General features: G+C 40.0%; 17 protein-coding genes. 8 read left to right on the forward strand and 9 right to left on the reverse strand.

Features of this window, described 5'->3' with window-relative positions; genetic code table 11:
* From sufD to ACO05G_RS03875, 4 genes are all read right to left on the reverse strand, one after another.
* Entirely contained in the window at positions 1-1,185 is a 1,185-nt protein-coding gene (sufD, locus tag ACO05G_RS03860; RefSeq protein ID WP_421764770.1) for a Fe-S cluster assembly protein SufD, read from the reverse strand.
* Positions 1,182-1,937, reverse strand: coding sequence for a Fe-S cluster assembly ATPase SufC (gene sufC, locus ACO05G_RS03865; protein ID WP_348284960.1), 756 nt, complete (start codon positions 1,935-1,937; stop codon positions 1,182-1,184). Before sufC ends, sufD begins: the two co-directional genes overlap by 4 nt.
* Positions 1,938-1,952: 15 nt before the next feature.
* A complete protein-coding gene (gene sufB, locus ACO05G_RS03870; RefSeq protein WP_421764771.1) occupies positions 1,953-3,398 on the reverse strand; it encodes a Fe-S cluster assembly protein SufB in 1,446 nt (481 codons plus the stop codon).
* Between the two features lie 102 nt (positions 3,399-3,500).
* A complete protein-coding gene (locus ACO05G_RS03875; protein WP_348284962.1) occupies positions 3,501-3,962 on the reverse strand; it encodes an Lrp/AsnC ligand binding domain-containing protein in 462 nt (153 codons plus the stop codon).
* A 407-nt stretch (positions 3,963-4,369) separates the two neighbouring features.
* On the opposite strand from ACO05G_RS03875, the gene ACO05G_RS03880 reads away from it, so the two are divergent.
* The 3 genes from ACO05G_RS03880 to ACO05G_RS03890 all read left to right on the forward strand — a co-directional run bounded on the left by ACO05G_RS03880 (position 4,370) and on the right by ACO05G_RS03890 (position 8,063).
* A complete protein-coding gene (locus tag ACO05G_RS03880; RefSeq protein WP_421764772.1) occupies positions 4,370-6,058 on the forward strand; it encodes an AMP-binding protein in 1,689 nt (562 codons plus the stop codon).
* A gap of 3 nt (positions 6,059-6,061) precedes the next feature.
* Positions 6,062-7,009 (forward strand): DUF3078 domain-containing protein, encoded by a 948-nt coding sequence (locus tag ACO05G_RS03885; RefSeq protein ID WP_421764773.1) that lies wholly within the window; start codon positions 6,062-6,064, stop codon positions 7,007-7,009.
* A gap of 88 nt (positions 7,010-7,097) precedes the next feature.
* Entirely contained in the window at positions 7,098-8,063 is a 966-nt protein-coding gene (locus ACO05G_RS03890) for a sterol desaturase family protein (protein WP_421764774.1), read from the forward strand.
* Here ACO05G_RS03890 and ACO05G_RS03895 read toward each other — a convergent pair.
* The 3 genes from ACO05G_RS03895 to ACO05G_RS03905 are packed head-to-tail and all read right to left on the reverse strand — an operon-like array spanning position 8,060 to position 11,910.
* Entirely contained in the window at positions 8,060-8,947 is an 888-nt protein-coding gene (locus ACO05G_RS03895) for a mechanosensitive ion channel family protein (RefSeq protein ID WP_421764775.1), read from the reverse strand. The genes ACO05G_RS03890 and ACO05G_RS03895 overlap by 4 nt on opposite strands.
* 60 nt (positions 8,948-9,007) lie before the next feature.
* A complete protein-coding gene (locus tag ACO05G_RS03900) occupies positions 9,008-11,104 on the reverse strand; it encodes a ComEA family DNA-binding protein (RefSeq protein ID WP_421764776.1) in 2,097 nt (698 codons plus the stop codon).
* Positions 11,101-11,910, reverse strand: a complete 810-nt coding sequence (locus tag ACO05G_RS03905) for a hypothetical protein (protein ID WP_421764777.1) — start codon at positions 11,908-11,910, stop codon at positions 11,101-11,103. The genes ACO05G_RS03900 and ACO05G_RS03905 overlap by 4 nt, the downstream gene beginning before the upstream one ends.
* Before the next feature lie 54 nt (positions 11,911-11,964).
* Between ACO05G_RS03905 and ACO05G_RS03910 the strand changes: the two genes are divergently transcribed.
* Positions 11,965-12,585 (forward strand): toxin-antitoxin system YwqK family antitoxin, encoded by a 621-nt coding sequence (locus tag ACO05G_RS03910; RefSeq protein WP_421764778.1) that lies wholly within the window; start codon positions 11,965-11,967, stop codon positions 12,583-12,585.
* Here ACO05G_RS03910 and ACO05G_RS03915 read toward each other — a convergent pair whose 3' ends face one another.
* Both ACO05G_RS03915 and ACO05G_RS03920 read right to left on the reverse strand, forming a co-directional pair.
* Positions 12,586-13,818, reverse strand: a complete 1,233-nt coding sequence (locus tag ACO05G_RS03915) for a M48 family metallopeptidase (protein ID WP_421764779.1) — start codon at positions 13,816-13,818, stop codon at positions 12,586-12,588. It lies immediately after the preceding gene.
* 25 nt (positions 13,819-13,843) lie between these two features.
* Positions 13,844-14,872: a type IX secretion system membrane protein PorP/SprF gene (locus ACO05G_RS03920; protein ID WP_348284971.1), complete on the reverse strand. Its 1,029-nt coding sequence runs from the start codon at positions 14,870-14,872 to the stop codon at positions 13,844-13,846.
* Positions 14,873-15,009: 137 nt separating this feature from the next.
* Here ACO05G_RS03920 and ACO05G_RS03925 point away from each other — a divergent pair, with 137 nt between their 5' ends.
* Genes ACO05G_RS03925 through ACO05G_RS03940 form a run of 4 tightly spaced genes read left to right on the forward strand, consistent with a single transcriptional unit; the run spans position 15,010 to position 23,909 of the window.
* The gene (locus tag ACO05G_RS03925) at positions 15,010-20,175 is read left to right on the forward strand and encodes a PKD domain-containing protein (protein ID WP_421764780.1); all 5,166 of its coding nucleotides are present in this window, start codon (positions 15,010-15,012) and stop codon (positions 20,173-20,175) included.
* On the forward strand, positions 20,176-20,772 hold the full coding sequence (locus ACO05G_RS03930; protein ID WP_421764781.1) for a hypothetical protein: 597 nt from the start codon (positions 20,176-20,178) through the stop codon (positions 20,770-20,772).
* A 7-nt stretch (positions 20,773-20,779) separates the two neighbouring features.
* Positions 20,780-21,133 (forward strand): carboxypeptidase-like regulatory domain-containing protein, encoded by a 354-nt coding sequence (locus ACO05G_RS03935; protein ID WP_421764782.1) that lies wholly within the window; start codon positions 20,780-20,782, stop codon positions 21,131-21,133.
* A 1-nt stretch (position 21,134) separates the two neighbouring features.
* Positions 21,135-23,909: a FlgD immunoglobulin-like domain containing protein gene (locus ACO05G_RS03940; protein ID WP_421764783.1), complete on the forward strand. Its 2,775-nt coding sequence runs from the start codon at positions 21,135-21,137 to the stop codon at positions 23,907-23,909.
* Positions 23,910-23,934: the final 25 nt, after the last annotated feature.

The raw sequence follows: 23,934 nt of genomic DNA on the forward strand, positions 1-23,934 counted from the left end.
TTAACTTAATTTTTGATCGATCAAGGCTTGTATCTCCTCTTTAATAGATTCTACAGCTACGTGCTCCATCGTTTCACCAGCAAACGCATTGAGAATCATTCCCTTAGCATTTCGCTCATCTATTCCTCTGGCTCTTAAGTAGAATATCGCATCTTCATCCAGCTGACCAGAAGTGCAACCGTGTGAACATTTTACGTCATCTGCCCAAATTTCAAGTTGAGGCTTGGTGTGAAGCGTAGCATCTTCCGACAACAAAATGTTGTTATTGGACTGAAATGCATTTGTTTTTTGTGCATCCTGTCGAACATATATCTTCCCGTTGAATATACCCGTAGCTTTTTCATCGAGTATTCCTTTATAAAGCTCGTTGCTATAGCAATTGGGCTTGGTGTGATCCACGGAAGTGTTATTGTCCACATGTGAGTTTTTGTCTAAAAGAAAAAGACCATACATGTGACCCTCACAATTTTCATCTACCAGATTAATTGTCAGGTTATTTCTCACCAGTGCACCTTCAAATGAGAAGGTATTATTGTAAAAATGCGAATCTCTGGATACTGTAGCAGTTACAGTTTCATGACTAAACGTTTCTGAGTTATAATTTTGAACTTTCGTGTGATACCCAAATGCATTTATACCCACGGTAAATTCAATGTATGAGTTGGTGAAAGTTTTCACTGCCTCAGGAGTGATCAATTTTTCGACAATCCGTAAGGTGTGGCCATTCTTTACGTTCACCTTTATTCTAGGATTAGAAAACCCATTTGAATTGAAATGATAAATAAATATGGGCTGTTCATAACCTGATTCGATGGTAAGCTCTTCTTCCGCATATGCTGTATTCAACAAACTAAATGGATCATGTTTACCTTCTGTAACCGCGACGACTTTATAGTTTAACTGATCTGATATGGTAGAATGTTCCGACGAAAGTTTGCCGTTGATTAGCACAAGATGACTTCCTTCTTCTTTGTACAATTGATTGGAATCGAAAAGATCAGAACCAGAAGAATGAAAGTCAATGTTCTTTTCAAGAACAGATGTAATCGGAGTAAACTTATATGCTTCTGATTTTCTTTTCGGCAATCCGATTTCAATAAGCGTGTCGAAAGCCTTTTTTTGAGCTCCGTTACCCTTAAAATCCTTTGCTAAATTATCTAATATGACTTGCGCATCCTTGATCATACCGCAGCTACTTCTTCTTTAATCCAATCGTAACCTTTTTCTTCCAATTCAAGCGCGAGGCTTTTATCTCCGGATTTTACAATTCTTCCTTTGTAGAGCACGTGCACATAGTCAGGGACAATGTAATCCAGAAGTCTTTGATAGTGCGTTACAACAATTGTGGCTGTTTTATCAGTCTTCAATTTATTTACACCATCTGCAACAATCTTGAGCGCATCAATATCCAACCCTGAATCCGTTTCATCAAGAATAGAGAGTTTCGGCTCCAACATGGCCATTTGGAAAATCTCGTTACGTTTTTTCTCTCCACCTGAGAAACCCTCATTTAATGAACGGCTTAACAATGCCTGATCAATGTCAACCAATTTCATTTTCTCCTTCATGCGCTTCAGGAAGTTGACTGCATCCAATGCCTTTTCGCCTCTTGCTTCTCTAACCTGATTGATTGCTGTTTTGAGGAAGTTTGTGGTTGATACTCCGGGTATTTCAACAGGGTACTGAAAAGCCAGGAAAATGCCTTTCTGAGCTCTTTCTTCAGGACTCAATTCCAGAAGATCTTCGTTTTCAAATGTCACTGATCCTCCGGTAATATCATAATCCTCTCTGCCTGCAAGCACAGATGCCAATGTACTCTTACCGGAACCATTTGGTCCCATTATGGCGTGTACTTCGCCGGCTTTTACTTCGAGATTTATACCTTTTAGTATCTCCTTGTCCTCAATTGAGGCCTGTAAGTTCTTTATGCTAATCATATTTATAAGAATTGTCTATCCTACGCTTCCTTCCAGAGTAAGCGCTAATAGTTTTTGAGCTTCTACTGCAAACTCCATCGGGAGTTTATTCATTACTTCTTTCGCAAATCCGTTGACAATCAGCGCAACAGCCGTCTCTTCATCTATGCCACGTTGTTGGCAGTAGAATATCTGATCCTCACCAATTTTTGAGGTAGTGGCTTCATGCTCTATTTGGGCAGACTTGTTTTTTATATCTATATATGGAAACGTGTGAGCTCCACACTTATCACCCATCAAAAGTGAATCGCATTGTGAGAAATTCCGAGCATTGTGCGCTCGCTTAATAATCTCTACTTGTCCGCGATAGCTGTTCTGCGATTTCCCGGCAGATATTCCTTTGGATACGATTCGTGATCGGGTATTTTTTCCAATATGGATCATTTTCGTACCAGTATCTGCCTGCTGGTAATTATTAGTTACTGCAACCGAATAAAATTCGCCAACAGAGTGATCACCTTTTAAGATGCAAGAAGGATATTTCCAGGTTACAGCTGATCCTGTTTCTACTTGTGTCCATGAAATTTTAGCGTGATCACCTGCACAGATTCCTCTCTTAGTAACGAAATTGTAAATACCACCCTTCCCATTCTTGTCACCCGGGTACCAATTTTGTACAGTTGAATATTTTACTTCAGCATTCTTAGCTGCATAAATTTCGACAACTGCTGCATGAAGCTGATTTTCATCGCGCATTGGAGCAGTACACCCTTCAAGATAGCTGACGTAGCTATCGTCTTCTGCAACAATTAGCGTCCTTTCGAATTGCCCTGTATTTGCTGCATTAATTCTGAAATAAGTAGAGAGCTCCATTGGGCACCTTACGCCTTTAGGAATGTAGCAGAAAGACCCATCTGAAAACACGGCTGAATTAAGTGCTGCAAAATAGTTGTCATTAGCAGGAACAACCGATCCTAAATATTTTTTAATTAATTCAGGATGCTCGTGGACAGCCTCGCTGAACGAGCAAAATATCACCCCAAGCTCTGATAATTTGTCTTTGAAAGTTGTCGCCACTGAAACAGAATCAATTACAGCATCAACTGCTACGCCTGTTAATCGCTTTTGTTCCTGAAGTGAAATCCCCAGACGCTCAAAAGTTTTAAGCAATTCCGGATCTACCTCTTCAAGATTCTTAGGTTTCTTATCCTGCTTTGGAGCGGAGTAATACCTGATAGACTGGTAGTCTACTTTTGGGTAATTGACATTTGCCCAATTAGGCTCAGTCATCTTTTTCCATTGACTAAATGCCTTTAATCTCCAATCCAAAAGCCATTGTGGCTCTTCTTTCTTAGCGGATATGAAACGAACGATATCTTCATTTATACCCAAAGGAGCTTCATCGGCTTCAAAATCTACCGACCAGCCATGTTCATATTCTTTGGAGGTAAATTCTTCTAATATTTGTTCGTCAGTGCTCATCTAAAAATTGCCTTCATTTCAAGGTGCAAAGGTACACCTTATTTATAGTAATTCTAAATAAGAACAACGAACTTCAAAGAAGGTTCAGTGAAATTAAGTATTCTAAAAGCTTAGATGTTTATTAACACTCTCTTCGAGCGAAATAAAGGTTTCCGTGCTCTCAATACCATCTACCTTTTGTATTTTATCATGCAGTACATCCTTTAAGTGCTGTGTGTCTTTGCAATAGATTTTACAGAAAATATTATAGTTGCCCGTGGTATAGCGGATTGTCGCTATTTCAGGTATTTCCTTTAATTCATTTACCACTCTATCATACAAGGAGCTTTTCTCTAGATAGATGCCGAGAAAACAGGTAATATCGTAACCCAGCTTTCCGTAATCAATCTTTAAAGTAGTGCCTTTTACTATACCCATTTCTTCCAGCTTCTTCATACGAACATGAACAGTTCCTCCGGAAACGAAGACTTTTTTGGCAACTTCTGTATAGGGCATTTTTGCATCTTCAGAAAGAATATTGAGGATCTTGAGATCCACATTATCAATCTCATAATTTTTGCTCATTTTGATTAGGTTAAATTATGAAAAATATAATTTAAAACGTTTTAAATTGATTCAGGTGTAAATATTCATCTAATGTATTGAATTTATTTCAATAAAAGTATGATAATGTTAAATTTGAATCATCAAAACACACTGTAGAGTGGTGAAACTGGCAGACATGCCCTCCTCTCTCGGGGGTGGAGATAAGGGATAAATCCCGATATGTTCTCTCATGATAGTTATCAAGAGAGAACGCTTGGGACTAACTGCTCCGTGGAGGTTCGAATCCTCCCTCTACAGCTTTTTGGGTTAATGTTGTTTATTTAAGCGGATTGGTAGGGGTGCCAACCGCTTTTTTTATCTTCAATCCTTTCTCAGTAAACCTCATCCTTTATCTTTATCGGCTATAATAAATAACTAAGCCTGAAATGAAGAAACAGCTTTGGCATGATAGCTACCCAGAAGGTGTTCGATTAGAGATTGACCCAGATAAGTATAGTTCGTTACCGGAAATGGTAGATGAGCGGATCAATGAATATGGAAGTCTGGTGGCATTTGAAAATATGGGAAAGGAAATGACCTTTTCTGAGCTTGGACAGACGGTAAATAACTTTGCATCGTATTTGCAAAATCATACAAACCTTAAACAAGGCGATCGGGTAGCTATACAAATGCCCAACCTACTTCAGTACCCGGTAGCTCTTTATGGTATCCTCAAAGCGGGAATGGTGGTAGTCAATACAAATCCACTCTACACACCGAGTGAAATGCTTCATCAATTCAATGATTCCGGAGCTAAAGCAATTGTTATTGTTGAGAACTTTGCCAGTAACCTGGAAGAAATAATTAAGGAAACACAGATCGAAACTGTTATCCTCACCAAGATTGGTGATATGATCGGAGGGCTGAAAGGTGGAATTATCAATTTTGTTGTAAAAAATATTAAGAAAATGGTGCCAGCTTATAGCCTTCCGGAGGCGGTAGGGTTTAAAGATGCACTTAGTAAGGGAGCTGAGAAGCCTGCTTCGCCTGTCGCTAGCGAGAGCTCTGAATTAGCATTTTTACAGTATACAGGTGGAACCACCGGAGTTTCAAAAGGTGCAATGCTTACCCATAAAAATGTAATCGCAAATATTGAACAGGTATGTGAATGGATGCTGCATGGTGGGCTTGAGGAGCGAAAAGAAATATTCATCACAGCTCTTCCTATGTATCACATATTCGCACTTACCTGTAATGCATTGATGACAGTTAGAATAGGAGCTAGAAATGTATTGGTCACCAACCCAAGAGATATGAAAGCATTTCTCAAAGATTTGGGACGCCACCAATGGAGTATTCTCACCGGTGTAAATACCTTATTTAACGGGTTGCTTAACCAACCAAAATTTAAAGAACTCGATTTTTCTAAAGTGAAATTCTCATTTGCTGGTGGAATGGCACTGCAGAAGTTTGTAGCTGACAAATGGTTTGAAGTAACAGGTACACCTGTATCGGAAGGATATGGGTTAACAGAAACTTCTCCGGTATTAACAGCAAATCCACTTCGCAGAGATGCAGAGACCGGATTTATAGGAATGCCTGTCCCCAGTACTGAGGTGATTATCCTTGATGATGATGGCAAGGAAGTTAAAACCGGTGAACGAGGTGAATTATGTGCCAGAGGCCCTCAGGTTTTTCAAGGATATTGGAACAGGCCCGAGGAAACTAAGAATTGTTTTCATAAAGACTGGTTTAAAACGGGAGATATTGCTGTTGTTAATGAACAAGGGTTCTTTAAAATAGTTGATAGGAAGAAGGAAATGATTCTGGTATCAGGATTCAATGTTTATCCGAACGAAATTGAAGATTGCATTGCTTTGCATGACAAGGTATTAGAGGTTGGAGCTATAGGTGTTCCCGATAAGAAATCGACTGAGGCGGTAAAAGTTTATATAGTAAAGGCAGATGAAAGTTTGACAGAGGAGGAAATACGAGAACATTGTAAGGAAAACCTGACCGGTTATAAGCGACCAAAATACATCGATTTTATCGATGAGCTACCAAAATCTAATGTAGGAAAAATTTTAAGGAGAATTCTTAAAGAAAACGATTTGAAAACAAATACATACGATTAAAAAATGAAAATACTTTTTACGATTCTGGTCACCTTTTTTTCAGCCTCACTTTTCGCCCAAAACACCACAAACGCAGATACTACCTACTGGAGGATCGGAGGTAGTAGTTCGCTTACATTTTCACAAGTAGCTCTTACAAATTGGGCTGCAGGTGGGCAAAATTCAGTTGCTATAAATTCGAATTTCAGCATTTTCGCTAATCGTGTTAAAGGCAGAGGTAAATGGGAAAATTCTCTTGATTTGGCGTATGGTTTGATTAAACAAGGAGAGGCAAGTTTTAACAAGTCTGATGACCTGATCAATCTGGTAACTAAGTACAGTTATAAGGTTAATAAAGACAATGGAAAGTGGTTTTATAGTGCTTCCATGGATTTTAGGACACAATTTTATGAGGGACTTGATGAAGAAGGTAATTTTATATCTGATTTTATGGCTCCCGGATATCTCACCATTGGTACAGGTATTTCGTATGATCCAAATGAACAGTTAAGTTTTGGCTACCAACCCCTCACCGGAAAGTTCACTTTTGTAAGAGATCAGCAACTTGCTAACGAAGGAGCGTATGGAGTTGACCCGGCAGTATTTGCTATTGATGGTACTACAGTTATAACGCCAGGAAAGAATTCAAGAGCTGAGTTCGGTTCTTTCTTTAGAGCAAAATATAAGAATGATATTTTCGAAAGTAGACTGGAACTGTTTACGAGTTATCTTGAAGATTTTGGAACGATCGATGTTAACTGGCAAAATGCTTTAGTGATGCAGTTGACTAAAGTTTTATCGATGAATGCATTTGCACAATTAATCTATGATAAAGACATTGAAATTGGAGCTGATGATAATGGAGATGGAGAAATTTTAGAAGCTGATGGAGAGTTCAAAGACAGAGTTCAATTCAAAAGTGTAATTGGAGTCGGACTTACTTATAAATTTGGTAAGCAGAAAAAACAATAATCAATTAATTTATGCTAAACTGATGCAAGTTTATTTTGATGTATTCTTGCAGTCTGAAGCAAAACAGAACATTATAATTTAGATAGATATGCCAGAGTTTAATGTCGGCGACAAAATGATTTACATTTTCCCTATTCTACTACTCTTTATGATAGTGGAATATAAAGTGGCTAAGCATGATTATGAGCTAAAAGATTCGCTAGCAGGATTTGGAATTGCATTAGGTGCAGCGTTCATTTCATTCTTTAGTAAAGCATTTACAGTTGCTGTTATTTTTCAAGGAGTTTTTAACTTTTTTGAACCGATAAGAGCTGAATATTTAGGATATGCAACAATCGGTTGGGCCTGGTGGGCTTGGATTCTTGCAATTTTAGCAGATGATTTCAATTTTTACTGGCATCATAGATGGAGTCATACAGTCAGGTTATTGTGGGCTGCTCATGTTCCACATCACTCATCAAAAAACTTTAACTTGGCGGTGAGTATTCGAAATGGTTGGTTTATCACTCTTTACAAACCAATTTTTTGGTTGTGGATGGCTGCAATTGGATTTGAGCCAATTATGATTGGTTCAGCACTTATTATCAATGCCACCTATCAATATTTCTTGCATACTAAATTGATAGGTTCACTAGGCTTCTTTGGTAAAATATTTAATAATCCACACGTTCACGCCGTACATCATTCAAGTAATATTGAATACCTGGATAAAAACCACGGAGGAATCTTGTTGATCTGGGATCACATTTTTGGAACTTGGCAAAACACCATTAAAGGAGTAGATCCAAAATATGGAATATTGAATAGTCCGGATACTTACAATCCGATAAAGCTTAATACACACATTTTCGTTGATATCATTAACGATGTGAAAAAGGCAAAAAGTGCTAAAGAAGTATTTATGTACATATTCGGTCCTCCGGGATGGAGCCCGGATAATAGTTCACTTACTGCTAAGCAGATACAAGAGCAATTCTATTCCGGTGAAATGGATAAAGACGCTCATTTTGAAGGAGTTAGTTTAAGCGAAACCGCTAGAGAAAAGGCAGCTTAGTCTTTCGGTTTAGATTTTATATGGACATCACGTTGAGGGAATGGAATTTCTATTCCCTTTTCTTTGAACTTTTCAAAAATGGCGAAATAGAGTTCGGTCTTCAATCGTCTTGGCTTATCAGTATGCGTGGATGTCCAAATAGCTAAGGTGAAATTAAGTGAGCTATCCGCAAACTCATCAAAAAAGACATAAGGTAACGGATGTTTGAGCACATGTTTATTCTCTTCAGCAACCTTAATCAAAACTTCTTTAACAGCTTCCGGGTCTTCTTTATAGCTGACACCTACAGGAATATCAAAACGAATATTCCGATCATTATGACTCCAGTTAATTACTCGTGATGAGATAAACTCTGAGTTAGGGACGATGATCGACACATTCTCATTGGTCAGAATGGTTGTTGCACGGACGGAGATGTTGATCACATCACCCTCAGTATCACCTACAACAATCCGATCTCCAACCTTAATAGGCTTTTCAAATAGGATAATAATTCCTGAGATAAAATTGTCAGTGATATTTTGCAGTCCGAATCCGATCCCAACTCCCAGAGCTCCAGCCAATAGACTTAAAGAACTCATATCTATCCCGGCACTTTGAATAATAAAAATGGAACCGATGAACATAATCATCACTCTGGTAATTAGCCCGATAGAATTTCGTGCTCCTCTTTCCATATTGGCCTTCACCAATATTTTGTTTACTAGTAGATTTCTAAATCTTTTAGCGACGAATGTCAGGACAATGAAGCTGATCAGGAAGTATAATATCGTCCCGAGGGTTATTTTACTTTCGCCAAGGTCAAACAGATTAGTAGTGAAAATTTCACCCACTTTGGTAAGAAAATCGATGATGCTCTCCCAGACGCTTTTTAATGATTCCATCAGATACTATTGATCTAGTAAACCTAACCCAGAAGTATGAGAAATGAAATTTTGTTAATCTCAGAACTTAAAGCGTAGCATCGCTTTTATCTCGGAAGAAATACTACCGACTGATTCGTTCAACCCCGATCCAACACTATTTCGATCTCTGAAAGAGAAGCTTGCGTACCTAAGCCAGAGCGATAGGTTTCTAACTGGATCATACCTAACCATGGCATAGGTTCTAACGCCCGTGCCATTGTAGGCTGGAATAGAAAAAGCATAAAGCACATCACTTTCGTATACATACTGAGCGTTATCAAAATCATCCGTTTCAAATAGTGCCATTCGGGTATTGAATTTCAGCTTCCACCAATCAAAATTCACATCCTGCATGATTGCAAATCCTTTTGTGAATTCACCACCTTCATCCTGAGTACTACTTTGAACTTTTGTTTTCAATTTTAGCCAGGGCTTAAGTGCATAATCCACATTGAAGATGTAGTTACGCTTGATCTGGTCAACCAATATGTTAAGGTTTTCATTCGGAACTGTCACTTGTCTCGTTTGCTGTCTGGCCTGAGCATATAGTGTCACCTGTCTGGAAGGGAAATGGGAATAGCGAATGAGCCATTCATGTCCGACAGAAGGAGCTTCCGTTCGGAATTTTAACCATGGAAACTGGAATCGATCGTAATATAGGTTTACTTTATGCCTTCTGTTGGGTGTAACGGACACTCCCCAATAGGTTCCCTTTTCATTAATGTTTCGGGAATTTTCTGAGAACGCATTGCCGTAGAAAGAATGAAAGTCACGATCGTAGTTTCGGAAAACCATTGCCATATCAACCGTCCTGGATAGGCTCGTAACTAAACCTCCGACAGCACCAATGCCACCACTTTTTGATCGGGCAGCTTCCCCAAAGAAGGTGAAGTTTTGCCAGGTGTAATTGGCATATGCTGAAGTGACAAAATTGTGATCACCGTTGAATTCAAATTGATTGTAGTTATTCGGTTTTCGCTGCAATGGACGACTATACTGACTATTCAAACCCGATATACCAACTGTGAACCTTCTATGTGGCTGATATTGGATAACTGCCCCAATGGATTGCTCTGATATTTGATCTTTTGATGCCAGTTCACCCGGAGTTCTGTGAAAGCCGGAATTTTGAATCGAATTAATAAACTCATCAAAGTCAGAGAAGGTGGTATCCGTCTGAATATTTCCATCCTGGTTTAGACGAGAGTAGAATACGGTCAGCTCGAAATCACCAAATTCTTTAGCAATCCCGGCTCCTCTAAAAAAACCCGATTCCAGAACAGAGGTATAGGGCCTTAATCCTAAGCTATTTCGTTTGGTGGTATTGACTGTTTCTGCTCCTTTGCCAGCATTGAATCCGGCTCCAAAGACAACCCCCTGACCAACCTGCAATTGATAGTCACCCAGCACGATTTTCCTGAATCCAAATTTATTCTCGAGGAGTAGGTGATAGGAGTAAAAATCAAAACCCCTGTTGCTATTATTGAATGAAAATTGCTCGCCGTTATCATTTTCAAATGTAAATCCCAGACTGAAGTCATTTCTATGGCTTGTTCTGAACCTTCCATAGATCTTGTTAGGAGATCCTGCAAAACGCGCAGGAGGAGAGGTGACGGTATCTACTATATCCTGATTTTCATTCCGAATAAATGTAGTGTCCAAAGGTAAAGCGGGAGTATATCCCTTTTGTTCTTCCAATCTTCTTGAATAACGAAGCAGGAAATAGTTATTCTCTTCATTTATTACCCGTTGTAAAAGTGGACGTGTATCAGTTAAAGATTCTTCTACTGTTACGAATGGTAGTAAAAGGCGAATAGTCTCAAGGTCTAGCTCTGGAACAGCTTGTAATTCGTTGATAGAAAGAAATTCGCCAAATTGATCTCTATAGATGAAAAAATTAGAAAGTTGTGCAGGGTTTAAAATGTAAAGCGATGCTAATTCTTCTGGTTCAACACTATTTAGATTGAGCTTAGAACTATAGTAAAGGAGTAGGGATTCGTAGATATCTTCATACGCAATATCTTCGTCCTGGACCTGGAAAAGACGTTCTGCAAAGACTTCCAGATCTATCTCTTCATTTTGACCTGTCACAACAAGGTTAGTTAAGAGAAGTCCTATTGTTAGCCACTTTTTCATTTATCGAATGAGTAGGCGAAGGAAATTTCGTGAATGTTACCAAGTCGGGATTCGTTTGAAAAAGCATAGTCAAATTTGAAGTTTTTGGGATGGAAACCTAGTCCAAAAGCCCCAAGGAATGGCTCTGTGCTAATACCAGTGCGCAGGTAGACATTCTCTACTATTTCATATTCAATACCAGCTTTGAAAACTTCATCAAAATCCAGGTCTTTTTCTATTTCTGCAGTTAAAATCAATTCTTTTGATGGCAGATAAGAAATGCCAGCCTTCATCACAGTAGGAGCTCTTTCACCTGTTTCATCGTTAATTTTAGCCTGATTTAGGTTATGTATATGAGCACCAAACCTGAGAGCAGGACTGATTTCAGCAATTCCTCCAAATTGGATAGCTAATGCTCTTTTCGTACCAACAGTTGATATGTTGTATTGAAGTAGATCCAGGCCTACTCCCAAGCTTACCATTTGAAACTTGTTGCTGAACGCCAGGTGAATACGTTGTTCGCTGTATAAATCATCTCCAAATTTGTAAAATCCAACTCCGGTGTTCCCAAAGTTAGATGCGTATACTGCTCCCGCACCTATAACCTGAAATTCGGTAACGCCATATCTGTTTTGATATGCAGCAAAGGCCGCATGATTTTCTAGTCTACCCAGACCACCAATATTGTTAAAAAGACTATATTCATCGCCCAGAGTAACGGAGGCGCCACCCATGCCACCACTACGTCCTCCCAGGTTAAATGAGCTGGTTTGGCCCAAAGCATGGCCACAGATGACCAATACGAACAAAAAGATGAGTGGCTTCATAATTGCAAAGTATGCATTTGGGAGCTTTAAATCAATAATTGTAAATTATGGCAAATGAAATTATCAACGATTAGTTTATTGGTAGTCTTGATAGCAAATGCTGTTCTTGCGCAAAAAAGGGATACCCTATTTTATGAGAATGGAAAGATTAAAGGGATAGGGATTTTGGATGATAATGGGAAGGAAGGTGTGTGGAAATTCCTTTACCCAAATGGGGATACTAATTCACTTCTCTCTTTTGTCAATGGACAGTTACATGGACACCAGAAGTATTACTCCTTTCAGGGGAAACTTATTGCGAAGGAATATTATGAGGGAGGGTTACTGGAAGATTCGGCCGTCTATTATTATCCGAATGGGCAAATAGAAAAACATGGGAAATATAACGATGGGCTTTATCAAGGCAAATGGCTGTTTTTTTATGAAAATGGCAATCTTAAAAGAGTAGGACATTATCAGCTGGGCAGCCCAAACGGTCAATGGGAGTTTTATTTTGAGAGTGGGCAACTAAACCAGAAAGGAACACTAATAAATGGATTGGAAGATGGATCCTGGATCTATTTTGACGAAAAGGGCAACCCACAATTTGAAGGAAAATGGAATCTTGGAGAAAAAACAGGCCTTTGGTATTCTTTCAAAAGAGGAAAAAAGAGGAAATGGAAAAATTTTGATTGATTAGGATTCCAATGCCTGAATTCGTTCCTTCAAAGGCGGATGCGAGTAGTGCACAAACACATAAGCAGGGTGTGGAGTAAGATTCGATAGATGGTCTGAGGACATCTTCTTTAATCCTGTTATAAGCGGTGTGGCATCATAAGTCTCTTTTGCGTAAGCATCTGCTTCATACTCGTTTTTCCGAGATATGAGATTTCCAATTATTCCTAATAGCGTTGATATAGGAGAGTATAAAATTCCGAACGCTAAAAGATTAAGATGCAGAGCAGAGGTTTGCCCACCCATTGCCCAGCTCACTTCGGCATTGTATGCCATTCTGGAAAATAAGAAAAGCATAAAACCCATTAACAGAATACTGAAAATGGTTGAAAAGAGGATGTGTTTTTTCTTGTAATGCCCCACTTCATGAGCAAATACAGCAGTTAGTTCCTGAGTAGAATGTTTTTCAACGAGCGTATCAAAGAGCACTACTTTTTTCTTTTTACCCAGTCCACTAAAAAAAGCATTTCCCTTACTGGAACGTTTCGACCCGTCCATGATGAAAATATTCTTTAGTGGAAAATTCACCTTGCTGCAATAAGCTTGAATGGAAGATTTTAACTCTCCCTCTTCCATAGCCGTAAGCTTGTTGAACAATGGAAGTATCAATGAGGTATAGAATAAATTGGCAAAAAGGACAAAGGCCGTCATAACCCCCCAGAAGTAATACCAAAAGTCATTTCCAATGGCATTTACAAAATAGATTAATACACTAAGCAAAAGTCCGCCAATGATAATGGTGAGTATGTAACCCTTAATCTTATCTAGAATGAATGTTTTAGCGGTCATCTTATTGAAACCATATTTGGCTTCTATGACGAAATTCCGGTAAACCGAGAAAGGAATATTTATTAAATCAGAGATCACAAATAAGATACCGAAGAAAATAAGCGGAGAGACCAAGCTGAGTGGCGAAAACGTGCGGATCCATTGATCCAACATCCCAAACCATCCGTTGTAAATGGCTAACACCAATAGCACAAAACTAAAGGTCGCTGAAAATGATCCAAACCTGGAAACCTCTTCATTGTAGGCCTGAGATTTATCATACTTTTCTTTGTCATAAATTCCTTCTAATTCAATGGGAATGGGCTTTTTAGCACTTTTTCTATTTAAGAAACTCAGAATTCTTTCCAGTGTGAAATCAAAGGTGATAATCACCAGAAGAATGGTGAAAATGGTTTGTTCGGTCATGTCGCAAAGATAGCCTTAAGACGTGCTAAAAAATAAACGGAATTGGACACTTCAATCTACGCACGTCCGCAGCAGGCTTTAATGGATCGCCCAAGCTGAAGGAGTAAGCGATGCTGATTTCATGAGCTCCTCCAGTACCTATTCCGAGATCTGACAAGGTATAGTCAAAGCTATAGCCGAAAGTAGCCCGGTTTGTCTGCATGCCCAGCATGAAAATTAAAGATTCATTGTTAGCAACACCGTCAGTATTTTTAATAGGAATTCCTCTATACCATAACCCAACCAATATCGGGTCTAATGTGAAGTAGGCGCCCACATCCAATTGATCAAAGTCACCTTGCGTTCGGTAGTTAAAGCTAGGTGTTATACTTCGTTCTCCCAGATCTGTTCGTGTGGTCAATGGGTTCAATGGGATTCGATACCCTCCGTGGATGGAAAATCTTTTGGGTAATGGTGCATTCCCTCCAGCAATACTTTGATTAGGCTCTAACACATGATGAAGTGCCGCTCCTAACCAGATTGATGGGTTGTAGAGTACACCTCCAAACGACAAATCAAAAAACTGTGCGTTGAGTCCCGTATTAAAGGTCTCTCCGGTTGTAGGCCTTACACGGCCGGTATTGTCAAACTGATCTCCAAACGTGAGTTTATCAAAATTTAAGTCTCTGATATAATAAGCTGCCTGAACCCCCGGACGAAAGGTCCAATCATAATTTAATTGGAGTTGATAGGCATATTGAAGCCCTATGGAGGTCGAGTTTAATCCGGCAATTCCTTCCTGGTCTCTGGTGAATATAATTCCTGCACTGCTGTAGTAATCTTCAAAATGATAGTCAAAGTAAGCAGAGAAGGTTTCAAAGTTAGCATCCAGGTTTGGCCATTGCGAACGATAGTTGATACCCATCCTTCCCTTTTGATTGATGCCTACCAATCCGGGATTCAGATAAAGCGGTGCAGCATAATACTGAGAAAACTGAGGGTCTTGAGCTTGCAAGGTGTTTTCTTCAGCAAGGGCACTAATGATTACAATGACTAAAATAACCTTCCTAACCATGGAAAAATGTTGATTATAAATCGATGAGCAAATTATACAATAAATACAAACCGATTAAAGTTTTGTTGACTTACTTAAGTAATGTAACGACAACTATAACGTTAGTATTTTAACCGTATTTTTACAGACTGTTGTGTATGAGTAAGGACATTTTTATGAGTCATATCCCCTATAGACCTACTTTGGTTAGATACTTTTTTCTCATTCTGTTTTTGGTAACTGGTACTTCAATTTGGGGACAAAATGTTACTGAGACGCGGTGGTATTTTGGCAATTCGGTAGAAAACCTTGTATTTGACAGAAATGGGAGGGATGTGTACCTTCAAACCGATCAAGCTGTTCCATTTGGGTCTGCAGGAGCGGTCACAGTTACCAATCAATTTACAGGTAATCTGCTTTTCTATACAGATGGTTCAAATGTCTATGATGCATCACATTCAATAGTTCCGAATGGTGCAGGTTTAGCTGGCAACCCCTCGGTCAATGTTCCGGTAGTCACTTGTCCGGTCACCAACAATCCAGGGCAATATTACCTTTTCACGAATTCCGGTGCTGTTGGAATAAACGAAATTCAGTATTCGATTATGGATGCTACTGTTCAAGGAAATGGGTCTGCACAATTTCCCTATGGAGATGTGACATCAGCTGATAATGCTACCGGGCTTGTCAACCCGTCTGAAGGTATGCTGATTATTCCATCTGGTAATGGTGATCTCTTTTGGCTGATTTCTCAGAATAGAAGTACTTTCCAAATTCAGGTGACTCGGATAGATGCTGGAGGTGTTGGCGCAACTGTCAACTATGATTTCACAAACGGCACAACCCCCGGATTTGAAGCATCTCATTTTGCTTTTAATGGAGATTCTTCTAAACTGGCAATGGCTCCAAAACTCGCAAACCGAAATATCTGGTTAATGGATTTTGATCCTAATTTGGGCCTTTTAACATTTGATAAGACACTTACCGGAACTGGATTTAATGATGATCAGGGAGAATCCATCTACGATATTGAATGGTCGCCTGACGGCTCCAAGGTGTATTTTTCCAGATTTGGAAGCAGCGGAACATCAGCTCAAATCTATCAGATTGATTTTAACGACACAACGGAGACCGTCAATCCGATCTTACCCACAGCTATATTTAGAAGTTATGGATTAAAGCGTGCGCCGGATAATCGCATTTATCATCTCTATCAATCGACGAATGGAGCAGCCTTTAACCTTGGAAGGATCAATCAGCCTGACAGTATTGTTGATTCTTTACAGTATCAAGCCATAGCTCTGCCGGATGATTTTAATGCACGACAGTTTTCAGAGCATACACCGGCCTATAATTTCACGTTTGATACACTTAATTTTTATTGGATTGACAGTTGTGAAACAAACATTACAAAATTCTTTCCGGTAGTAGAGCCTGTCCCTAATAACCTGTTCTGGGATTTTGGAGATGGTGGAGGAAGTAATGCATGGATTCCTAACTATGAGTACCAGGCCTCCGGAGGGTACATGGTTAGCCTCACTGCTGAGGTTAATGGCATTACTCAAACCATAACTCAACCCGTTGAGATTCTTCCAAATAACCTAATGGTAGATCTCGGTAACGACACGACAATCTGTGTGGATGAAGTATTGACACTGGATGCAGGTGATGGTGCATCTTTTGTCTGGAGTACAGGAGAATTAACTCAGACTATAGGCATTGATACAGCAGGTACCTATTGGGTGGAGGTAACTGATGCTTCTGGCTGTACCGACTTTGACGATATAGAAGTGACAGAATACGGAATCGCAAATCAGACCTCCAATCAGTGGTATTTTGGTGAGCAGGCAGGAATTGAATTTACCGGAGGAGCCATGGCTATTTTAGACGGCAATCAACAGGATGCGCCGGAAGGATGTGCAACGATATCTGATGTTAATGGTGAACTTTTATTCTATACCAATGGGCTTACGGTTTGGAATAAGGATCATGATGTGATGCTTAATGGAGATACCATAGGAGGAGATGTGCAATCCGCTCAAAATGCGTTGATTATGCCCTTTGGAGATGATCAGACCATGTTTTACATCTTTACGACTGAGCGTGTTTATGGAGATAATGAGTATGCTTTGAGGTATTCCATTGTGGATATGAAAGAATCTGCGGCAAGAGGCAAAGTCATTGTGAAAAATGTAAAACTGATGGATAATAGCACCGAGCGAATTACGGGATCAGGGTTCACTGGTAATGATATTATTGTGGCGCATGAATTTGGAAATAACACGTTCAGGTCCTACCAAACGGGCGCAGGCGGATTGAGTGGAGCTATTTATTCTCCAACAGGTGAAATTCACGATTTTATGCAAGAGCTAAGTGCAACCGGCTACATGAAAATATCGCCTACGCTGGGTCAGATAGCAGTCAATATTCCAGGCACTAATCAAGTTGAGATTCTCGATTTCGATCAGGGTGAAGTTTCTAACCCCAGACTTATTGATACAGGTGAGAGCGAATTATATGGGATGGAATTTTCACCGGGAGGTTTAAGGCTTTATTTGACTACTTCATCTGGGTCATCCAAATTGGTTCAATATGATTTAGACAGTCTGAACTCAGCGGACCCGGCCGCAGACATTTCTGCGACCAAATTTGATGGGTACACTCAGGGTAGTGATTATGGCGCATTGCAATTAGGACCGGATGGTACCATCTACATGGCCATTGATAACTCAGGCGTGATAGGAACTATTAGCGCCCCGGATGGGGATGATCTGGGAGCCGCATTTGATGATGGGGGTTTTGATCTAGCGGGTAGAACAAGTAGGTTGGGGTTACCCAATTTTGCTCAAAACCAATCCCCGCCTCTACAGGTGCCAAGTATGAGCGTTACAGTAGGCTGTGCTGGCCAGCAATCCACTTTTACAGCTACGGGTCGGGATCCTAATAATTCCATCGAAAATTATCTGTGGATTTTTGGAGATGGAACTTCAGCAGCAATTCAGGACACAACGCATACGTACACCATGCCGGGGACTTATAATGTTCAACTGATTTTAAGCAATAGGTGTGATACGGACACTACATTGATGCAAACCATTACCGTTAATAATATCCCGGAGAGCCCGACTGTTCCTACAGATACAGCGATATGTGATCAGCCAGTACTTTTGACTGCATGGCCAGTGGATAATCCTGATTTCTCCTATTACTGGAGTACCGGAGATACCTCGCGTCAGATTACGGTCTCAGACCAAGCACTTATCGATGTAGCTATTATTAATAGTCTTACAGGCTGTACATCAGATACACTTCAGGTGTTTCTGGCTGATGCACGTCCGGAAGTAGATTTGGGTCCTGACAGACTCCTTTGTCAAAACGACCCGACAATTACCTTAGATGCGCAAGTAGTTCGAGCGACTTATGCCTGGGCAATTGACGGAATTGTGCTTGGAAACAATCGAACATTTGATATAGATACGACGACCGCAGGTGTATTCGAATATACGGTGGCTGTGACCAATACCTTTGGGTGTATCGGGCGAGATACGATTCAGGTTACTATTCAACCTGAGCCAGATATTACACTTACTCCTATCCCGACGACAGGCTGTGGGAATGATGATGGTTCAGTGGCGTTGACATTTAATGCTGCCGGCAGTTATTCATATCAGCTGAGTGGACCCTCAAATTTTGGACCTGCCAATTTTGATGGACCGGGCAGCCCACCAAATATTACAGGTTTACCTCCCGGCAATTATAGTTTGGTTGCAACCAATTTGGTTACCGGATGTGACTATCTGGAGATTTTACAGATTGAGGATCCGGGCAGTTTTAATATGAATGTTGTTAATACAGGTGGAAACTGTGATGGAACCGTCGAGTTGACCATCTCAGGAACTACACCTTCCTTACCAGCCAACTATAGTTATGAAGTTCAGGATGCTGGAGGTGCCATAGTTGCCAGCGGAGTTGATACTGTAGATCCATTGGTATTACCTGGTTTGAATACAGGAACACTATCTGTTCAAATCACAGACAGTAACCCTCCAGGTTGTGTAGAGACTGAGCAAATTACCATAAATCCGGACCCGGAACCGGCCTTCACTTTTGATGCTATTCAGGAGATTTGCGGAAATTCAGGTCGAGTTGGAATATCTGATGGAGGAACGGCTGGTGTCTCCTTCTCATGGTCTACTACCGATGGTATCATTGTTGGATCAAATTTAGGTGATTCAATCACGGTAGATCAGACAGGGACGTATACGCTTTTGGCATCTGCACCAGGATTTTGTGATCGGAGTGAGGATATTCAGGTTAACCTGAACACCCCTCCAACAGTGAATGTCACTGTAGAAGGTGATCCATGCGAAGGTCAACAAACACTAATCGCCAATGTAACCGGGGGAAGTGGAACCTATTTGTATAATTGGAATAATGGCAGCAATGCAATGCAAAATACCGTTACAACAAGCGGAACGTACAATGTATCCGTATTTGATCAGTTTACCGGATGTCAGGTTTCTTCCGGTGATATTGGTGTAAATATTGAAGCAGAGTTTACAGTAGAGCTATCATTGGAACCGGATTGTGATGACAATGGAAATGTCTTCTTAATTGCTACAACCAACTATTACAATCCTTCCGTAAGCTATGAATGGCAGGATCCGAACGGATCTACACTTTCAGAGACAGACTCTGTTTTGACTGTTACTCAATCCGGACGATATACGGTTATTGCCAGCAACGAGACGGGCACCTGTACAGCGACTGAATCATTGGATGTGGCAGTAGTGCCAATAAATCAGGAGGATATTTTACTGCCAGCTCGTGCCTCTTTTTGCACCGGAAATCCGGACAATCTTACAGCAGATCTTGATCCCGGTATTTTTAATACTTATGAGTGGAGGCTATTACCGGATGATGCGATTCTTTCTACAGATCAGGTATTCTCTGTGTCAGCAACGGGCACCTATCAGGTTACATTGTATAATGGCTTTACGTGTACAACTGCCAGAGTAGAGGTAGTGGAAGATTGCCGGCCTGTGATTTTTGCGCCGAATGCTTTTTCGCCAAATGGAAACGGAGTAAATGATGAGTTCTTTGTTTTTCCGAATGATTACGTGGAAGAATTTGAAATCTTAATTTATACCCGATGGGGTGAGCTTGTTTATACGTCTAATAATCAGGATTTTAGATGGAATGGAATCTACAGAGGTGCATTACTTCCTCCTTCAACATATGCGTATATAATTAAATTTTCCAGCTCACTGGCACCAGATTTAGGAACGATCGAACAATATGGATCAATTACGCTTATAAGATAGATGAGTTATTTTGATGATATATATGCTCGGGTCTTTGGAAAAACCAGTAATCAACCCACAAGAATCCTGGTAGATGAAATTATTCAAAGAAGTCAATCATTTGTTACTCAATTCAATAGATGGAAGCAAACAGATATTTGTACAGATTTTTTGAATGATTTGTGGCAATCTTATTTCTGGAGAAAACAAGGAGTAGAGAAAGATCCTCAGTTGGTTCTATTGGAATCAAACTACAGTAATGGTTTTGCGATTGACTATGAGGCTGAGTTCGGTAAAAGAAATTTTCATTACTTATTTGATTACTTGGCAGATCAGGTAAAGAAGCTTGATTATCGTTTGGTTGTGAGCAAACGTACGATGCAGGAAAAGGGCAGTGTAGTGGAATCAAAAGAAATGCATTATCTAAAACCGAAAAATGGATTCATAGAGCCGATCGACCAGAAGTACGGCAATATTCAAATCGAATTTATTACTGAAAATGACGAGCCTAAACGAATCAAATTGATTGCAAATTCGTATCCTGACAGGAGATATAAGCAGGCGGAAAATTTTGAAGAACTTGCTTTATATATTTTTACAACAAAGAATAAAAACTAATTCAACTATGAGAATTTTAACGGTGCTAGCGGTACTATTTATTGGCTCTGCTTTAAATCAGACAGCAGATGCTCAATTGCTTCCAACAAAACTACGAGTTACGGTTATTGACGGACTTGGCAATTTCGTTGAAGGGGCGACAGTTTCTATTTATGAAAATGAAGCAGACTATCGGGTGAGTGAAAACGCTGTGGCAACCATGACAACTGACAAGAAAGGCCGTGTTACTTTCAAGGATGTTAAGCCGGTATCCTATTACATTGAGGCAACATTCGATGGTAAGAATAATAATGGTGAGGGGGTAATGACCAGCGAGCTCTCAGAGGGTAAAATCAACAAAGTCAATACGGTAATAGAGTAGCTTGAAAAAATTTCTTTGGTTCTTCTTAATTGTCTTTCTCCTGTTTAAATCAGAAGAAGCGACATCACCAGAGTACGTTATTACGATTGATCAGGCGCCTTCTGAGATTGAGGGGAGTGAGGACCTAATGGGTAGGAATGAGTATTTCCAACTTCTGACCAGGGATCCCAAAACTGGTGCGATTCCTCAAAATATTCGTCAGGCTGAACTGCGATTTGCAAAGCAATTAGCAGTTCAGAATCCATCAGGCAGATCACAACAATTAAATGTTGCTTCTCTGGGCCCAACCAATGTGGGTGGGCGCACGCGAGCTGTCGCATTTGACGTTCGGGATGAGAATGTGATTTTAGCCGGAGGAGTTTCAGGAAGTATCTGGAAAAGTGTAGACGGAGGAATATCCTGGACCAGGAAATCCGATCCTGAAAACCGAAATAGTATTACATGTTTAGTGCAAGATACACGTCCAGGTAAGGAAGATACCTGGTATCATGGTACAGGGGAGATCGTGGGGAATTCAGCAAGAGGCGGAGGAGCACCTTTTCGAGGTGATGGTATTTACAAGTCTACTGACAATGGAGAAAGCTGGGATTTATTGGTATCAACCCAGGATTCAGACCCCAGTGTGTTTAATAGCCAATTTCAATACATATGGGACATAGAAATTAATCCGGGCAACCTGGCCCAAGATGAGGTTCTTATTGCCGCATTTGGAGGTATTCTGCGATCAGTTGATGGAGGTGATAGCTGGGAAGTTGTGTTGGGCCAAAAGTTATTTGATCTACCTGATACAGCAAATCTCAACAATACAGATGCTTCATTTTTCACATCTTTAGAACGATCTGTTGATAATGTTTTTTATGCAGGTCTATCTACAGAAGCAGCTGAGGACAGGCTGTCTCCAGATGCTGGACTCTATTTTTCATTGGATGCTCAAAATTGGACAAATATTACTCCATTAACAGAAGAATCTAAATTTGGAAGAGCCGTCATTGGATCTAGCCCTTCAAATCCGGATATCACTTACTTCATGCTTGATAGTAGTCCTATATTTATTCTGGAACATAAACGCTCACTGATCAATAGCCCAACAAGAATTAATGGGTTTGACCCTGAACCAAGGATAGTTCCTGACTTTGATGAAACACTTGGCGACTTAAATACACAAGGGTCTTACAATATGATGATTAGGGTTCATCCTGATAATTCGGACATTGTATTTATAGGAGGAACAAATCTTTACAGATCAACTGATGCATTTAGAACAAAAGAGAATATTGAATGGATAGGTGGATATAACCCTGAGGGTGGATCAGGTATTTATCCAAATCACCACCCGGATCAGCACGAATTATTATTTACACCGAGTAATCCTGATGTGGCACTATCTGCCAGTGACGGAGGGCTCATTTTAACCGAAAATATTTTAGCAGATTCAGTCGTATGGCAGAGTAGAAACGACGGGTTTATTACGTCGCAATTCTTCACGGTTGCTCAGTCAAAAGCTGCAAATGATCCTACCATCCTTGGAGGAATGCAGGACAATGGAACAGATCTGTCTGGTGGGTCAACCAGCTGGACGGGGATTCTTGGTGGAGACGGTTCATATGCAGCTACGACTAACAATAATGCTTTATGGTTCACTTCCTTTCAAAGAGGACAGGTATTGCGCCTGACGTTAAATGATGAATATAAGATCACCTCATTTGGTAGGATTGATCCCGGCAATCTTGTAAAACAATCAGCATCTGTTTATCTATTTATTAATCCATTTACTTTAGATCCAACAAATCAAAATAGGATGTTTTGTGCAGGAGGTAATCACTTGTATTTCCATCCTAATGTATCACAAATTCCAGGTGGTTCTCAAAAAGCTAACAACTTAGGTTGGGTTAAGGTCAATAATTTTCCGATATCAAATGGATTGATAAGTGCGGTTGAGTCATCATTTGACGGAGATAGAATTTACTTTGGTACAAGTGAGGGTGAGGTTTTTCGCGTCATTAACGCAAAAAGTGAGGTTAATTTTCTAAGCTCTTCAATCACCGGAAAAAATCTACCAAAGGAATCATACGTATCAAGCATATCGGTTGATCCTGAAGACGACCAACACCTCATTGTGGTATTTTCAAATTATGAGATACCATCAATTTTTGAAAGCTTCAATGGAGGTATCACTTATACAGACATAAGCGGAAATTTAGAAGAAAACGTTGATGGTTCAGGAAATGGGCCCAGCATTCGATGGGCTGAAATCATCCCAAAAACATCTGGAAATTTAATTCTGGTAGGAACAAGTGTAGGACTTTATAGTACAGAAACTACCAATGATGAAAATACTGTTTGGACAAAAGAATCAGTGGGTCAAATTGGTAGTTCGATTGTCACAATGATGGATTATAGATCAAGTGATGGCCGATTAGTTATAGCAACGCATGGAAATGGAGTCTATGAGACTTTTATTGATTCATTTAAAAGATTGACATTTGACACACCCACAGAATCATTCACGGTTAATTCTGCATACCCAAATCCGTTTATGGAAAGTACTCATATTGAGTTTACCATTCCTGAAGATGGAGAAGTTCGGGTTGACATTCTCACCACAGGGGGAGAATTGATAAATACAATTCTTTGGGGACCTCAATTTGCCGGTACCAATGCAGTCGTTTGGGATGGCAACAATTCCTCTGGCACTTCCTTAGCCAATGGTATGTACTTGTATCGTATTCAATACAATGGTGAATCTTTATCTGGCAGGTTGGTGCTTAGGCGCTAGCGACGAATACTCAGCACGAGTAGGA

Origin of the sequence: Ekhidna sp. (genome assembly GCF_965227465.1) — a bacterium.
Classification (GTDB): domain Bacteria; phylum Bacteroidota; class Bacteroidia; order Cytophagales; family Cyclobacteriaceae; genus Ekhidna.

What these genes read in the sequence shown, in the direction of transcription:
- sufD (WP_421764770.1), bottom strand. Translation starts at nt 1,185, where the DNA reads ATGATCAAGGATGCGCAAGTCATATTAGATAATTTAGCAAAGGATTTT.
- sufC (WP_348284960.1), bottom strand. Translation starts at nt 1,937, where the DNA reads ATGATTAGCATAAAGAACTTACAGGCCTCAATTGAGGACAAGGAGATA.
- sufB (WP_421764771.1), bottom strand. Translation starts at nt 3,398, where the DNA reads ATGAGCACTGACGAACAAATATTAGAAGAATTTACCTCCAAAGAATAT.
- ACO05G_RS03875 (WP_348284962.1), bottom strand. Translation starts at nt 3,962, where the DNA reads ATGAGCAAAAATTATGAGATTGATAATGTGGATCTCAAGATCCTCAAT.
- ACO05G_RS03880 (WP_421764772.1), top strand. Translation starts at nt 4,370, where the DNA reads ATGAAGAAACAGCTTTGGCATGATAGCTACCCAGAAGGTGTTCGATTA.
- ACO05G_RS03885 (WP_421764773.1), top strand. Translation starts at nt 6,062, where the DNA reads ATGAAAATACTTTTTACGATTCTGGTCACCTTTTTTTCAGCCTCACTT.
- ACO05G_RS03890 (WP_421764774.1), top strand. Translation starts at nt 7,098, where the DNA reads ATGCCAGAGTTTAATGTCGGCGACAAAATGATTTACATTTTCCCTATT.
- ACO05G_RS03895 (WP_421764775.1), bottom strand. Translation starts at nt 8,947, where the DNA reads ATGGAATCATTAAAAAGCGTCTGGGAGAGCATCATCGATTTTCTTACC.
- ACO05G_RS03900 (WP_421764776.1), bottom strand. Translation starts at nt 11,104, where the DNA reads ATGAAAAAGTGGCTAACAATAGGACTTCTCTTAACTAACCTTGTTGTG.
- ACO05G_RS03905 (WP_421764777.1), bottom strand. Translation starts at nt 11,910, where the DNA reads ATGAAGCCACTCATCTTTTTGTTCGTATTGGTCATCTGTGGCCATGCT.
- ACO05G_RS03910 (WP_421764778.1), top strand. Translation starts at nt 11,965, where the DNA reads ATGAAATTATCAACGATTAGTTTATTGGTAGTCTTGATAGCAAATGCT.
- ACO05G_RS03915 (WP_421764779.1), bottom strand. Translation starts at nt 13,818, where the DNA reads ATGACCGAACAAACCATTTTCACCATTCTTCTGGTGATTATCACCTTT.
- ACO05G_RS03920 (WP_348284971.1), bottom strand. Translation starts at nt 14,872, where the DNA reads ATGGTTAGGAAGGTTATTTTAGTCATTGTAATCATTAGTGCCCTTGCT.
- ACO05G_RS03925 (WP_421764780.1), top strand. Translation starts at nt 15,010, where the DNA reads ATGAGTAAGGACATTTTTATGAGTCATATCCCCTATAGACCTACTTTG.
- ACO05G_RS03930 (WP_421764781.1), top strand. Translation starts at nt 20,176, where the DNA reads ATGAGTTATTTTGATGATATATATGCTCGGGTCTTTGGAAAAACCAGT.
- ACO05G_RS03935 (WP_421764782.1), top strand. Translation starts at nt 20,780, where the DNA reads ATGAGAATTTTAACGGTGCTAGCGGTACTATTTATTGGCTCTGCTTTA.